The organism is Plantibacter sp. MCCC 1A11337, assembly GCF_013349365.1.
Taxonomy (GTDB): domain Bacteria; phylum Actinomycetota; class Actinomycetes; order Actinomycetales; family Microbacteriaceae; genus Plantibacter; species Plantibacter flavus_A.
The window spans coordinates 1-14260 of the sequence record NZ_JABJWX010000002.1 but is presented as its reverse complement, the minus strand read 5'-3'; the positions used below and the strand labels follow the sequence as shown (position 1 = coordinate 14260).

General features: G+C 68.5%; 13 protein-coding genes. 12 read left to right on the top strand and 1 reads right to left on the bottom strand.

Features of this window, described 5'->3' with window-relative positions; translation table 11 throughout:
• Positions 1-289: 289 nt before the first annotated feature.
• Positions 290-1732: a hypothetical protein gene (locus tag HOW07_RS07340; protein WP_175116536.1), complete on the top strand. Its 1443-nt coding sequence runs from the start codon at positions 290-292 to the stop codon at positions 1730-1732.
• A 21-nt stretch (positions 1733-1753) separates the two neighbouring features.
• On the opposite strand, the gene HOW07_RS07335 is transcribed toward HOW07_RS07340, so the two are convergent.
• On the bottom strand, positions 1754-2146 hold the full coding sequence (locus tag HOW07_RS07335) for a phage holin family protein (RefSeq protein ID WP_079003649.1): 393 nt from the start codon (positions 2144-2146) through the stop codon (positions 1754-1756).
• 100 nt (positions 2147-2246) lie between these two features.
• On the opposite strand from HOW07_RS07335, the gene HOW07_RS07330 reads away from it, so the two are divergent.
• From HOW07_RS07330 to HOW07_RS07280, 11 genes are all read left to right on the top strand, one after another.
• Complete coding sequence (locus HOW07_RS07330) at positions 2247-3398, top strand: histidinol-phosphate transaminase (RefSeq protein ID WP_371743604.1); 1152 nt, start codon at positions 2247-2249, stop codon at positions 3396-3398.
• A complete protein-coding gene (locus HOW07_RS07325; protein ID WP_071262139.1) occupies positions 3395-4534 on the top strand; it encodes a thiamine pyrophosphate-dependent enzyme in 1140 nt (379 codons plus the stop codon). Before HOW07_RS07330 ends, HOW07_RS07325 begins: the two co-directional genes overlap by 4 nt.
• On the top strand, positions 4531-5511 hold the full coding sequence (locus tag HOW07_RS07320) for an alpha-ketoacid dehydrogenase subunit beta (protein WP_175116535.1): 981 nt from the start codon (positions 4531-4533) through the stop codon (positions 5509-5511). The genes HOW07_RS07325 and HOW07_RS07320 overlap by 4 nt, the downstream gene beginning before the upstream one ends.
• A 26-nt stretch (positions 5512-5537) precedes the next feature.
• A complete protein-coding gene (locus tag HOW07_RS07315) occupies positions 5538-6911 on the top strand; it encodes a dihydrolipoamide acetyltransferase family protein (protein WP_175116534.1) in 1374 nt (457 codons plus the stop codon).
• Between the two features lie 175 nt (positions 6912-7086).
• A complete protein-coding gene (locus HOW07_RS07310; protein WP_175116533.1) occupies positions 7087-8061 on the top strand; it encodes a metal ABC transporter solute-binding protein, Zn/Mn family in 975 nt (324 codons plus the stop codon).
• Complete coding sequence (locus HOW07_RS07305; RefSeq protein ID WP_175116532.1) at positions 8058-8912, top strand: metal ABC transporter ATP-binding protein; 855 nt, start codon at positions 8058-8060, stop codon at positions 8910-8912. Before HOW07_RS07310 ends, HOW07_RS07305 begins: the two co-directional genes overlap by 4 nt.
• Positions 8909-9808, top strand: a complete 900-nt coding sequence (locus tag HOW07_RS07300; protein WP_175116531.1) for a metal ABC transporter permease — start codon at positions 8909-8911, stop codon at positions 9806-9808. The genes HOW07_RS07305 and HOW07_RS07300 overlap by 4 nt, the downstream gene beginning before the upstream one ends.
• A 92-nt stretch (positions 9809-9900) precedes the next feature.
• Entirely contained in the window at positions 9901-10302 is a 402-nt protein-coding gene (locus tag HOW07_RS07295; RefSeq protein ID WP_064296039.1) for a Fur family transcriptional regulator, read from the top strand.
• A gap of 7 nt (positions 10303-10309) precedes the next feature.
• The gene (locus HOW07_RS07290) at positions 10310-11398 is read left to right on the top strand and encodes a permease (RefSeq protein WP_371743603.1); all 1089 of its coding nucleotides are present in this window, start codon (positions 10310-10312) and stop codon (positions 11396-11398) included.
• A complete protein-coding gene (locus tag HOW07_RS07285; RefSeq protein WP_254628260.1) occupies positions 11391-12203 on the top strand; it encodes a TIGR03943 family protein in 813 nt (270 codons plus the stop codon). The genes HOW07_RS07290 and HOW07_RS07285 overlap by 8 nt, the downstream gene beginning before the upstream one ends.
• Complete coding sequence (locus tag HOW07_RS07280; protein WP_175116530.1) at positions 12193-13659, top strand: hypothetical protein; 1467 nt, start codon at positions 12193-12195, stop codon at positions 13657-13659. Before HOW07_RS07285 ends, HOW07_RS07280 begins: the two co-directional genes overlap by 11 nt.
• The last annotated feature ends 601 nt before the right edge of the window (positions 13660-14260 follow it).

The following is a 14260-nucleotide window of genomic DNA, read 5'->3' as shown; positions in this document are numbered from 1 at the left end:
TACGACCCGTTGGCGATGGGCTTTCCGTCGCAGTCGACGGCAGAGGAAGCTGCTTCGATCCTCCAGGGGCGCGCTCGATGTCTCGAGGACGTGCTGCTCGAACTGGAGCCGGAGATCGTGAGGTTCGCGCAGGCGCGCAGCGGTCTCGAGTGGGTCGGTCCCGCAGCCGTGCAGTTCGCCTGGTCCGCGGACGAACTGACCGCAGTGCTTCGTGAATCGGCCGCTGCACTCGATGAGGGACTCAGGAGCGCTCGTGGGGCGGCATCGTCGATCGCCGTTGGAGCGGAGCATGAGTGACGACCTCACCATCCGAGGCGGTGGTGTCGTAGCCGTCGCCACGGAGGATCACCTGCTCCTCGGCGCGTTGCTCCTCGAACTCGGCGAGGCCTGCGCGAGCTGGGCCGACCGCGTGGAATCGGTGTCGACCGACGACGTGTCCCTGGCGCCCGTCGGCCCGACGATCGTCCCCCAAGCCGATGCGGGGGCGGGAAGCGGGGCGGCTGCGAGGGCCGCCACCAGCTTGCGGCGTGCGAGCGACGACGCGAGCCGGTTGGGTGGGCATCTCATCGTCGGGGCGGAGCAGTACGGAGAGCTCGAGCGGATGGTCCAATCGTTGTTCACGTTCACCGGGGATGCCGCGGGATGGGTCCTGGGAGCCTCCCCGTTGATCCCCCTCGGTGTCCTCGCCGCCGTCGGAGAGGTGACGCTCGTCAGGACGGTGTTCCGCGGAGTGTTGGGTCTGCTGTCCTCGGACCTGCAGGACGGCTTCGATGAGGCCTCGGCGAAGACTGCGCGTGAGCTGATGTCGTCACCCGCGTTCGTCGCCCTCGTGCGCGGAGTCGTATCGGGTTCCGACGAGTTCCTGATCAGCGCGTTCGGTCTGCCGGCGATGCTCGACGCGAACCGTCTGGGCGAGGAGGGCATCACCGGGGTGGCGTTCGCAGCCCTGGTCGCACTGGGCACAGTCGACCGTGCCGGCCTCCTCACTCCCGCGGCGCCGGTCCGTACGGTCGAGGTGAAGGCCCAGGGCGCTCCGGCGCCCCTGAAACCTCCGACCCGGTACGAGGACCTGGCCGAGCGGATGCCGCACGGGGGAGCGGGCTCGCCGCAGATCAGGATCGAGCGGTACGAGGACGCCTCCGGCGCCGACCAGTGGATCGTCTGGTCGGGTGGAACCATCGAGACCGGCTTCCCTGAGGCGTCGACCGAGCCCTTCGACAACCGCAGCAATGTCAACGCCGTCGCAGGTATGGAGGCCGAGAGCGCGGAAGCGACCCTCCAAGCCATGCGACTCGCGGGCATCCCTGACGGTGCCTCCGTGCTTCACGTCGGGTACTCCCAGGGCGGCATCATCGCGTCGCGCGTCGCCGCCAGCGGTGCCTACGACTCCTCGGTCGTCACCTTCGGATCGCCGGTCGAATCCATCGACTTCGCGGACGACCTCCCGCGCACCCATGTCGAACACACCGAGGACGTCATCCCCGCGCTCTCCGGTGAACGACGCGACTCGCTCAACGGGGGTACCGTCGTCCAGCGTTCGTTGTACGACGGAGGACCACCGCCGGCCGGTGACGACCCCCTTCCGGCTCACCATCTCGACCGCTACCGGGAGACGGCACGCCTCATCGACCAGTCCTCGGAGGAGCGGCTCGCACCAGCGATCGACCCCCTCGCCGGGCTCACGGGCACCGGGGAGGTCTGGCGATACCGCGCCGACAAGGTCCTTCCGTGACCAAGCGGTCGAGCCGACGGGTCAGTCGCGCGCCTTGGGGCGGATGACGATGCCGAGCAGCCAGTTCACGATGGAGATGACGATCGCGCCGAGGACGCCCCACCAGAAGCCGTCGACGGTCAGGCCGAAGCCGAACCAGCCGCTGATGCCTGCGGTGATGAGGAGGAGGAGCCCGTTGATGAGGAGCCCGATGAGACCGAGCGTGAGGATGTACAGGGGGAACGCGAGCACCTTGATGACCGAGCCGATGATGGTGTTCACGACGGCGAAGATGAGCGCGACGAGCGCGAAGGTCAGGATCGTCTCCAGCGTGCCGCCGGGCGCGTACGGTGTCACGTTCACACCGGCGACGATGAGGGTCGTGACCCAGATGGCGAAGCCGTTGACGATCAGGTTCAGCAGAAAACGTCCCATGACGGCAATCCTCCCACCCTTGCCACAGCGGGCAAAGGGCCGATTCGGACCGGCGCACTGCATTCCGACGCAGGTATCCTTCGCGGCCTAGACTCGTCGAGTGAGTGACAACCTGCCAACCACCGCCCAGCCGGCCGCTCAGCCGGGCCGGAGCCCGGTCCGTCTCCGTCCGGAGATCGCAGAGCTGCCGCCCTACCGCCAGGGCAAGCCGGCCGCACCCGACGCCTTCAAGCTCTCGAGCAACGAGGTCCCGTTCCCGCCACTCGACGCCGTCCTCTCGGCCATCACCGACACGGCTGCGGACTCCCACCGCTACCCCGACGGCGCCGCACTCGCACTGCGCACGGCGCTCGCCGAAGCCAACGGCGTCACGCCGGAACGCATCCACATCGGGGCCGGCTCGGTCGCACTTCTCAGTCAGTTCATCACCGCGACCGCCGGTCCGGGGGACGAGGTCGTCTTCGCCTGGCGCTCCTTCGAGGCCTACCCGGGTCTCGTGACCGTCGCCGGCGCGACGTCCGTGCGCGTCCCCAACCGGCCCGACGGCTCCCACGACCTCGAGGCGATGGCCGCAGCTGTCACCGACCGCACCCGCGTCGTCATCGTCTGCACGCCGAACAACCCCACGGGGCCGGTCGTCGAACGCGCCGCCTTCCTCGCCTTCCTCCGCTCCGTGCCGTCCGACGTGCTCGTCCTCCTCGACGAGGCCTACCGCGAGTTCGTCACCGATGACGACGCCGTCAACGGCATCCCGCTCCTCGACGAGCACCCGAACCTCGTCGTGCTCCGCACCTTCTCGAAGGCCTACGGACTCGCCGGCCTCCGCGTCGGCTGGGCCATCGGCCACGAGCTCGTCCTCGACGGCGCCCGCAACGCGGCCATCCCGCTCTCCAGCACTGCACCGGCGCAGCAGGCGGCCATCGCCGGACTCGCGAACGCCGAGGACATCCGAGCCCGCGTCGCGGTCATCACCGCACGACGCGACGACCTCGACGCCGCACTCCGCGAGCAGGGCTGGTTCATCCCCGCGGCGCAGGGCAACTTCGTCTGGTTCGGCCTCGGCGAGCAGACGGCCGCGGCGAACGAGACCTTCCTCGCCCACGGCATCGTCGGCCGAGCCTTCCCCGGCGACGGCGTCCGCATCTCGATCGGTGAAGCCGAGTCGATCGAACCGCTCCTCGCCGCCGCTGCGGAGATCCTCGCCGGACTGCCGGCCGACCACCCGACACGAGAGGGAGTGCGCTCACGATGAGCCGTTCCGGAGACGACCCCACCGTGCCCAGCGTCCAGTTCATCGACGCGGCCGGCACCTTCGCGCCGAACGAACACGCGGAGCGCTATCAGCCGTTCCTCGATCGCCTGACCGAGACCGACCTGCAGCAGTTCTACCGCGACATGGCGAACGTCCGTGCCTTCGACATCGAGGCGACGAACCTGCAGCGCCAGGGCCAGATGGCGCTGTGGCCACCGAGTCACGGGCAGGAGGCGGCACAGGTCGGTTCGGCCCGCGCAGCGCGAGCCCAGGACCACATCTTCCCCTCCTACCGCGAACACGTCGTCGCGATGATCCGCGGGGTCGACCCCATCGACATCGTCCGGCTCATGCGCGGCAACACGCACGGCGGTTGGGACCCGGCAGATCCGTCCAACGGCAACGTGCACCTCTACACGCTCGTGCTCGCCGCGCAGACCCTGCACGCGACCGGCTACGCGATGGGTCTGAACTTCGACAAGGCCGTCGGCACCGGCGACCCCGAGCGCGACACGGCAGTGCTCGTCTACTTCGGTGACGGCTCGAGTTCCGAGGGCGACGCGAACGAGGCCTACATCTACGCCGCCAGCTACCAGACGCCACAGGTGTTCTTCCTCCAGAACAACCAGTGGGCCATCTCCGTCCCCGTCTCCCGCCAGGCCCGCGAGCCGTTGTACCAGCGCGCGGCCGGCTTCGGCCTCGACAGCGTCCGCATCGACGGCAACGACGTCCTCGCGAGCTACGCGACGGCGGCGAAGCACCTCGACGACGCCCGCGCCGGCCGCGGCCCGAGCCTCATCGAAGCGATGACCTATCGCGTCGGCGCGCACACCACGAGCGACGACCCGACCAAGTACCGCACCGACGACGAACTCCAGTCCTGGATCGCCCGCGATCCGATCGTCCGGTTCAAGACGTACCTCCAGGGGCTCGGCGCCTCGGACGCGTTCTTCGCCGAGGTCGACGAGGAGGCTGCGGCGCTCGCCGAGGACACCCGCGTGCGCACGCTCGCACTCGAGGCCCCGGGCCCCGAGCTCATGTTCGAGGGCGTCTACTCCGAACCGCACCCGCTCATGGTGGAGCAGCAGGCCTGGCTCGAACGCTACGAGGCCTCGCTCGAAGGAGGCAACGCATGACGACGACCACCATGCCGATGGCCAAGGCGCTGAACGCCGGCCTGCGCAAGGCGATGACCGAAGACGACAAGGTCCTGCTCATGGGCGAGGACATCGGCCCGCTTGGCGGCGTCTTCCGCGTCACCGAGGGCTTGCACGCCGAGTTCGGTGGCGACCGCGTCCTCGACACCCCGCTCGCGGAGTCCGGCATCGTCGGCACCGCGATCGGCCTCGCCATGCGCGGCTACCGACCGGTGTGCGAGATCCAGTTCGACGGCTTCGTGTTCCCGGCCTTCAACCAGATCACGACGCAGCTCGCAAAGCTCACCAACCGGCACGAGGGCAAGCTGCAGATGCCCGTCGTCATCCGGATCCCCTACGGCGGACACATCGGCGCGGTCGAGCACCACCAGGAGAGCCCCGAGGCGTACTTCGCCCACACGGCCGGCCTGCGCGTGGTCAGTCCGTCGACCCCGAACGACGCCTACTGGATGATCCAGGAGGCCATCGCCTCGAACGACCCGGTCGTCTTCCTCGAGCCGAAGAGCCGCTATTGGCCGAAGGGCGAGGTCGACCTCGTCGGCTCGGCCGCACCACTGCACGGCAGCCGCGTCGTCCGCACCGGCACGGAGGTCACTCTCGCCGGACACGGCGCGATCGTGAGCGTCATGCTGCAGGCGGCTGAACTGGCCGCCACGGAGGGCACGAGCGTCGAGGTCGTCGACATGCGCTCGCTGTCGCCCATCGACTACGACCCGCTCGTCGAATCCGTCCGACGGACCGGCCGCCTCGTCTACGTGCAGGAGGCGCCCGGGTTCACGAGCGTCGGCTCGGAGATCGCGGCGACCGTCACCGAGCGCGCCTTCTACTCGCTCGAGGCACCCGTCCTGCGGGTGTCCGGGTTCGACACCCCGTTCCCGCCGGCGAAGCTCGAAGGCGTCTACCTCCCGGATGCCGACCGCATCCTCGAGGCCGTCGACCGCTCGCTGGCGTACTGAACTCCGAAGGAAGACGAGGAACCACGATGAGTGATCTCCAGTTCGAACTGCCGGACGTCGGCGAAGGCCTGACCGAGGCCGAGATCGTCGCATGGAAGGTCGCGCCGGGCGACGCCGTCTCGGTCAACCAGGTCCTGGTCGAGATCGAGACCGCGAAGTCGCTCGTCGAACTCCCGTCGCCGTTCGCCGGCACCGTCGGCGCCCTGCTCGTCCAGGAGGGCCAGACCGTCGACGTCGGGACCCCCATCATCAGCGTGAGCACCGGTGGTGGAGCGCCGACCGCCGAGCCGACCGCGCCCGCACCGGCGGTCGTCGAGTCGGAGGAGGCCACGCTGGCCGCCGACACCGCGGCGAGCGTCTCTCCCGCCGAGGAGCCGCGCCCTGGCGCCGTGCTCGTCGGATACGGCAGCGCCGGCAGCACCTCGAGTCGTCGCCGTGGCCGTGGCGCGACGCCGGTCGTCGAGCCGGCGAGCCCGGCCGTCACCCCGCAGCCGCCCGTGCGCCGCCAACCGCCGTCGAGCATCCCCGCCGCGTCCGCGCTGCCGGTCATCGCCAAGCCGCCGATCCGGAAGCTCGCGAAGGACCTCGAGGTCGACCTCACGGCGATCGAGGGCACCGGGCTCGCGGGGGAGATCACCCGCGACGACGTCATCCGTGAGGCCAGCCAGGCGAGCGTGTTCCGCAACATCGAGACACCGGAGTGGGCCGACGAGCGCGAGGAGCGGATCCCGGTCAAGGGCGTCCGCAAGGCCATCGCGACAGCCATGACCCGCAGTGCCTTCACCGCGCCGCACGTCTCCCTCTTCGTCGACGTCGACGCGACGCGCACGATGGAGTTCGTCAAGCGCCTGAAGAACTCGACGGACTTCGCCGGCGTCAAGGTCTCGCCGCTGCTCATCATGGCCAAGGCGATGATCTGGGCGGTCCGCCGCAACCCCACGGTCAACAGCGAGTGGACGGACCAGGAGATCATCGTCCGCCACTACGTGAACCTCGGCGTCGCCGCCGCGACACCGCGCGGACTGATCGTCCCGAACGTCAAGGAGGCGCAGGCGATGAGCCTGCTCGAGCTGGCACGCGCCCTCGAGACCCTCACGCTCACGGCCCGCGACGGGAAGACGCCGCCGGCCGACCAGCAGAACGGCACGATCACGGTGACGAACATCGGTGTCTTCGGCATGGACACCGGCACCCCGATCCTCAACCCGGGCGAGGTCGGCATCGTCGCGCTCGGCACGATCAAGCAGAAGCCGTGGGTCGTCGACGGCGAGGTGCGCAGCCGCTTCGTGACGACGCTCGGCGCCTCCTTCGACCACCGCGTGGTGGACGGCGACGTCGCGAGCCGCTTCCTGGCGGACGTCGCGTCGATCATCGAGGAGCCGGCGCTGCTGCTCGACTGAGCACTGGGCCCCTGAGCCTTCCCTTCGGTCCCTGAGCCTCGCCTTCGGTCCCAGAGCTTTCGCTTCGGTCCCTGAGCCATCTCCTCGGTCCCTGAGCCTGTCGAAGGGCGATTTTGAGAATCAGTATCAATAGGCGTAGCGTTGGCCTTCTCACCCCGATCGAGAAGGTTCATCAATGCGCGCTCGCACCCTGCTCCCAGCCTTGGCCGTCCTCCCGGCAGTCGCCCTCGTCCTCGCGGGCTGCTCCGGCAGCAGTGCGTCGAGCGCGGCCGACGACGGCAAGATCAACATCGTCGCCTCGACGAACGTGTACGGCGACATCGCTTCGAAGATCGGCGGCAAGGACGTCGAGGTGACCTCGCTCATCTCGTCGGCCGCCCAGGACCCGCACTCCTACGAGGCGAGCACGCAGGATCAGCTCTCCATCAAGAACGCCGACCTCGTCATCGAGAACGGCGGAGGCTACGACCCGTTCATCGACACACTCCTCGACGCGGCCAAGAACGAGTCCGTCGAGGTCGTGAACGTCGTCGATCTGTCGGGCCTCGCCCCGGACGACGACCACGCCGACGAGCAGCACACGGATGAGGCGCACGCCGAGGACGACGGTCACGACCACATCGAGGGCTTCAACGAGCACGTCTGGTACAGCCTCCCGACGATGGCGAAGCTCGCCGACGAGCTGGCCAAGGAGCTCGGCGAACTCGACAGCGCGAACGCGACCACGTACACCGCGAACGCGAAGGCCTTCACCGAGTCCCTCGGCACGATCGAGACGGCCCAGGCCGCGATCAAGACCGCACACGACGGCGAGGGCGTCGCCATCACCGAGCCCGTGCCGCTCTACCTGCTCGAGGGCGCCGGACTCGTGAACCGCACCCCGGAGGCGTTCAGCGAGGCGATCGAGGAGGGCACCGACGTGTCGCCGACCGTCCTCAAGGAGACGCTCGACCTCTTCGGCGGCGGATCGGTCGCGCTGCTTGCCTACAATGAGCAGACGAGTGGCGGCGAGACCGAACAGGTCAAGACCGCCGCGGAGAACGCAGGCGTACCGGTGCTGTCATTCACCGAGACCCTCCCGGACGGCAAGGACTACCTCTCGTGGATGACCGAGAACGTCGACGCCGTGGCGGACGCCCTGGATCGATGACCAGCGGTCCGACCGACGACTCAGGCCCCGTCGACGTCCTCGCGCTCGCCGGGGCCGAGCTCGGTTTCGGCGGACGCACGCTCTGGGACGGTCTCGACCTCTCGGTGCGCCCGGGGGAGTTCCTCGCCGTGCTCGGCCCGAACGGCTCCGGCAAGACGAGTCTGCTGCGCACCATCCTCGGGCAGCAGCAGCTCGACCGCGGGACCATCAGGGTCGCCGGAGGCCCGGTGCACCGGGGTGACCGCCGCATCGGCTACATCCCGCAGCAGAAGCTCATCCCCGCCGGCACGCCGATGCGCGGTCGCGATCTCGTCGCCCTCGGCGTCGACGGCCACCGCTTCGGACTCCCCATCCGCACCGCGGCGACGAAGCGTCGGGTCGACGAGCTGATCGCCTCCGTCGGCGCGACCGCATACGCCGACGGCGCCGTGGGCACCCTGTCCGGCGGTGAGCAGCAGCGGCTGCGCGTCGCCCAGGCGCTCGCGGACGACCCGATCCTCCTCCTCTGCGACGAACCACTGCTCAGCCTCGACCTCCAGCATCAGCGCGGGGTCAGCGAGCTCATCGACCGTCGTCGGCGCGAGCACGACACCGCGGTGGTCTTCGTCACCCACGACGTGAACCCGGTGCTCCCCATGGTCGACCGCATCCTGTACCTCGCGGGCGGCCGATTCCGGGAGGGCTCCCCCGACGAGGTGCTCCGCAGCGAGGTGCTGTCTGAGCTCTACGGCACGCCCGTCGACGTACTCCGCAGCCATGGCCGGGTCGTCGTGGTCGGCATCCCCGACAGCGAGACCCACCACCATCACCACGACGATCCGCACACCGGTGCGGTGGGGGTCGGCGCATGAGTACTGACGACCTCTGGGGACGCCTGTTCAACTTCCAGGACTACGGCGCACTGCTCGAACTCGTGCAGAACTCGATCATCGCCGGCGCGGTCCTGGGCATCGTCGGCGGCCTCATCGGCGTGTTCGTCATGCAGCGCGACATGGCGTTCGCGGTGCACGGGATCAGCGAGCTCTCCTTCGCCGGCGCTGCCGGCGCGCTGCTGTTCGGGGCTAACGTCGTCGTCGGGTCCCTCGCGGGCTCACTCGTAGCCGCGATCCTCATCGGCCTGCTCGGTTCGAAGGCCCGCGACCGCAACTCGATCATCGGGGTGCTCATGCCGTTCGGCCTCGGCCTCGGCATCCTCTTCCTCGCGCTCTATCCGGGCCGGAGTGCCAACAAGTTCGGGCTCCTCACCGGGCAGATCGTGTCGGTCGACGACCCGCAGCTCGGCCTGCTCATCGTCATCAGCATCGTGGTGCTGATCGCGCTCATCCTCCTCTGGCGCCCCCTCAGCTTCGACAGCCTCGATCCGGACGTCGCCGCGGCGCGCGGGGTGCCGAGTCGGTTCGTCTCGCTCGCCTTCATGGTGCTGCTCGGGCTCACGGTCGCGGTGTCGGTGCAGATCATCGGCGCGCTGCTCGTCCTCGCACTGCTCGTGACGCCCGCGGCCGCGGCGCTCCGGGTGTCGTCGTCGCCCGTCCTCGTCCCGGTGCTGAGCATGCTCTTCGGCTTCGTCTCGGCGGTCGGCGGCATCCTGCTCGCCATCGGTGGATCGCTCCCGATCAGCCCCTACATCACGACGATCTCCTTCCTCATCTACCTCGTCTGCCGCATCGTCGGGCCGCGCACCGCGTCCGGGCGACGCGGTCGTCGGGCACCTGTCGGCGAGACGCGGCACGCCCAGGTCGCGCGATGACCGTGGACCGTGCGCCGCGTCCGCGTGGAGCTGCTTCGGAGCGTCCTCCGAGCGGTTCCCGGGTACCCTTGAAGCGACAGGCAGGAGCACCCGTGGCGAAGCGCAACACCTGGCAGCGAGAAGCTGTCCGCGAGGCCCTCGGCGGCAACGACGGATTCGTCAGCGCCCAGGGACTGCACGCCGAACTCCGCGACACCGGTTCGCCGATCGGGCTCGCGACCGTGTATCGAGCCCTCTCCGACCTCGCGGTCGAGGGCGAAGCGGACTCCCTGCAGTCGCCGGAGGGCGAGAACCTCTACCGTGCCTGCACGCCTGGCACCCACCATCACCACCTCATCTGCCGCAACTGTGGTCTCACCATCGAGATCGAGGCCGACGAGGTCGAGGCCTGGGCGCGGTCGGTCGCGTCGCAGCACGGGTTCACCGAGGCGAAGCACGTCGTCGACGTCTTCGGGCTCTGCGAGAACTGCTCGGCGGCGGCCCAGCGCGCGTGAGGCCGGAGTGAGCAGGACGACCGGCACCCTCGGGGTCGACGACGACTGGACCGCGCCCGACGACGACGGCGCGGAGCACTGGGGTCGCACGGAAGGGCGTGATCCACGGAACCTGCGGACACCGCTCCTGATCGGTGTCGCACTGCTCGTGGTGGTCGGGCTCTTCGTGCTCCGGGCGCTCATGCCGCTCGGTGAGGTGCTCACCCCGCCCACCGCGGTGCGCGACTTCGTGACCCTGACGCTCAGCGTGGTGGTGGAGTCGCTGCCGTTCGTGGTGCTCGGCATCGTGCTGTCGATCCTCGTGCAGATCTGGCTCCCCGACGGCTGGCTCGAGCGGTGGTTGCCGACGCAGCCGATCCTCCGCCGAGCCTGCATCTCGCTGCTCGGCATGTTCCTGCCGGTCTGCGAGTGCGGCAACGTCCCGCTCGCCCGCGGCCTCATCGTGCGCGGGTTCACGGTGCCGGAGTCGATCACCTTCCTGCTCGCGGCGCCGATCCTCAACCCCATCGTCATCGTCACGACGCATCAGGCCTTCGGCTGGGATGGCGGGATCCTCGTCGCCCGGCTCGTCGGCGGGTTCCTGCTCGCGAACCTCATCGGGTGGCTCTTCAGCAAGCACCCCGACCCCAGCTCGCTGCTCACGCCGACCTTCCAAGCCAGCTGTGAGGTGACCGAGCAGCACGGGCACGACCACACGAAGGTGGAGCGCAGCCTGCAGCAGTTCGTCGCAGAAGCGCGCGCGATCATGCCGGCGCTGCTCATCGGTTCGGCCGTGGCCGGCGCCGTGCAGGTCCTCGTCCCACGCGAGGTGCTCGTCACACTCGGCGCGAACCCGGTCTGGTCGGTGCTCGCGATGATGACGCTCGCCGTGATCGTCTCGATCTGCTCGAACGTCGACGCCTTCTTCGTGCTGTCCTTCGGATCGACGTTCATGCCCGGTTCGATCGTCGCCTTCCTCGTCCTCGGCCCCGTCGTCGACGTCAAGATGCTCGCGCTCATGCGCACCACCTACACGACCAGGACCCTCGTGATCATCACCGCGGTCGCCGTGCTGTTCTCGGCGGCCCTCGGATTCGGAGTGAACGCCCTTGCCTGATCAGAACGCCACCCACGGACACGCGCACGCCGAGACGTCGATGGTCGGCGATCGTCGCGTGCCCCTGCTCGAACGCCTCCGGCAGCGGTGGTGGGGTGTGCTCCTGCTCGTCACCGCCGCCGTGTGCATCCTCTGGCTCGCGCTCACCGATCGACTCGGGCTCTACATCCACCCGCGCTACTTCGTGTTCACCGTCATCATGGCGCTCATCGCGGTCGCTCTCGGCATCGTCAGCGTCCTCGTCCATGTGGACGTCGATGAGGTGCCGAAGCGTCGCGGGCGGACGGTGCTGCAGCTCGCCTCGGTCGTGGGCAGTCTCGCGGTCGTCGGGGCGATGGTGGTGCTCCCGCCGTCGACGCTCTCGGTCGCGACAGCCGACCAGCGCGCGGTGAACTCCGGCACGCTCGCGGGGGAGGTCCAGGGGCAGGACGCCCAGACGGTACTGACCTCGAACCCGGACTTCAGCACCTTCGGCATCAAGGATTGGGCGACACTGTTGCGCCAGACGACGCGGCCCGCCGACCTCGAAGGGCGCGCTTTCTCCGGGGTCGGTTTCGTGATCGCCGATCCGGACGCGGCCGACGTCTTCTACGTCTCGCGGTTCGTCGTGAACTGCTGCGCCGTGGACGCCCAGCCGGTCGGTGTGCCCGTGCAGCTCGACGGTTGGGAGCAACAGCTCAAGCCCGGCGACTGGGTCGAGGTCTCGGGCGCGCTCACCGCGAGCGACGCCTCGCATCTGCCGTTGGTGGTCGGGACGGCGAAGGTCGACAAGGTCGAGGAGCCGGCGGACCCGTATGACTACTGATCGCCGGGATGCTGCACGAGGCCGATCGACGCAGGCCGCCGGCGACCGGAGCGGTTTCGGCCGACTGGTCGCGATCGTGCTGATCGCGCTCGTCGTCATCGGCGGCGGTGCGGCCGTCGTCGGTCTGACCCAGGGGCCGAAGCTCGTCCGCACGGTGGTCGACCCGACCGGACTCGTGGAGTCCTGGGGCCAGCGTGTGGTCTTGGCGGTGAATCAACCGATCGCCGATCTCGGGTCGGACCGGGTGCGGATCGAGCCGGCAGCCGACTTCGACGTCAGTACCGGGGCCGGCGGCATCACGCTGGTGTTCCCCGAGCCGCTCGCCTATGCGACGGACTACCGGATCACGGTCGACGGGGTCACCGCGCCGGGTGGCGGCCCGGCTGCCACGCTCACGACGTCGTTCTCGACGCCGCCCGTCGAGGGGTTCTCGCTCGTGAGGAGTCCGGTCGAGGACGGCGGCTCGGCGGCGACGAAGGCGGACGACCGGATCGTGCGGCTCTCGATCGGCGGTGGTGAACCCGAGACCGCGTACGAAGCCGCGAAGATCCAGGAGTTCGCGACGATCGGCGACTCCCTGATCGTCGTGGAGCAGGAGACGAGCGGGCTCGGTCGCATCGTGGTGGTGGACACGACCGACGGGAGTACCCAGGAGGTGGCCCTCCCGATGGGCGGGATGATCACCTCATTGCAGACCGCTACGGCGCAGAGTCGGGTGGGGTTCCTGTTCACCGAACAGTCGTTCGGCCGCGATGGGGGCGACAACCTCACGCTGTACTCGTTCGAGCTGCGGCAGGGGAAACCCACGGAGGCCGCCCGGGTCGGCGGGATCGACGGGGCTGCGGTCCAGGCGGCGGAGTGGTCGTTCGTGCCCCGGACCTCCTCGATGCTCGTCCGCACGGTGGACAACTCGCTCGAGCTGCTCGATCCTGCTGCGACGACCGATCCGGTGTTGCTCGGCCGGGCCTCACTCATCTCGAGCTACATCCCGGGCACCACCAAGGTCGTCATCGAGCAGGTCGACGGTGTTGTCGTGCTCGATCTCGCGACGGGGAAGAGCGAACCGTTCGTCCTGCCCTCGGTGGCACCCACCGAGATCCCCGGACAACTCGTCGCACTGTCCGAGTCCCTGTCGGCCAGGATCTACGCCGACTACGACCGTGCCGCCGGAACCACGGAGCAGCGGGTACTGGCGATCAAGGACGGCGCGACCGCTGAGCTCTATCGACCCGACGCGGGCGCCGTCATCTGGTCGTTGTGCGCGAGCCCGAACGCGGAGTACGTCGCGGTCGTCGTCGTCCCCGACTTCGCGAAGGCCGGATTCGACGGGTACGCCAACGCCCCGATGCCGAACGGTCCCGAGATCGAGGTGGTCGACGCCCGCACCGGCAAGGTGGTCGGGACGCAGGCCGGCTTCGACCTGTCTTGGTGTGCCGGCACCGGTGTCGCGCAGTGACCCCGCGCCGCGCCGTTCGCGGCCGCCTCGGCGAAAACCGCGTGTTTCCGGGCGACACGCCCGGGATGCAAGCGGAATTTGCCACGATCCCGAGACACACGTAGAGTAATCACTCGTCACCCCAAAGGTGCGGGAAGCGGAAGAGCTTCTCGGCCTCAAGCGGGGACAATCCCCAGCCAAAAGCGAGAACATTTCGATGTTACCGTTTCAAGTCTCGGTTGGATGACTTCTTCCTGGTGTCACTCGTGCTCAGCATGACTCTGTTCGCAGATCGGCTGAAACGCCGAGTTGACAACAAGCCGGGAAGATGTAAGATAGAGAAGTTGCCCTGCAGGGCGGTCGTGATGGCCAAAGGCAGGAGCATCCGATCCTTGAGAACTCAACAGCGTGCACAATGTCAAATGCCAAAAACCTCGTGCAATTGATGCCTTCCTTTTCGGTTGGTTGATGTTGTAAGAGATTCCTTTGGAAAACATTTACACAAAACAAAGCAAGTCAGTAATGATTTGTTCTGTCAGTTTCAAACTTGCATCGTGTTCACCTATTCCGGTGGCATGGTGCGCGAAATGTGCCGGTCTTCGGATCGTGCAATTCAACATTT

Excerpts from the sequence above, each read along its gene's own strand:
- HOW07_RS07340 (WP_175116536.1), top strand. The coding sequence starts at position 290 with ATGAGTGACGACCTCACCATCCGAGGCGGTGGTGTCGTAGCCGTCGCC.
- HOW07_RS07335 (WP_079003649.1), bottom strand. The coding sequence starts at position 2,146 with ATGGGACGTTTTCTGCTGAACCTGATCGTCAACGGCTTCGCCATCTGG.
- HOW07_RS07325 (WP_071262139.1), top strand. The coding sequence starts at position 3,395 with ATGAGCCGTTCCGGAGACGACCCCACCGTGCCCAGCGTCCAGTTCATC.
- HOW07_RS07320 (WP_175116535.1), top strand. The coding sequence starts at position 4,531 with ATGACGACGACCACCATGCCGATGGCCAAGGCGCTGAACGCCGGCCTG.
- HOW07_RS07315 (WP_175116534.1), top strand. The coding sequence starts at position 5,538 with ATGAGTGATCTCCAGTTCGAACTGCCGGACGTCGGCGAAGGCCTGACC.
- HOW07_RS07310 (WP_175116533.1), top strand. The coding sequence starts at position 7,087 with ATGCGCGCTCGCACCCTGCTCCCAGCCTTGGCCGTCCTCCCGGCAGTC.
- HOW07_RS07305 (WP_175116532.1), top strand. The coding sequence starts at position 8,058 with ATGACCAGCGGTCCGACCGACGACTCAGGCCCCGTCGACGTCCTCGCG.
- HOW07_RS07300 (WP_175116531.1), top strand. The coding sequence starts at position 8,909 with ATGAGTACTGACGACCTCTGGGGACGCCTGTTCAACTTCCAGGACTAC.
- HOW07_RS07280 (WP_175116530.1), top strand. The coding sequence starts at position 12,193 with ATGACTACTGATCGCCGGGATGCTGCACGAGGCCGATCGACGCAGGCC.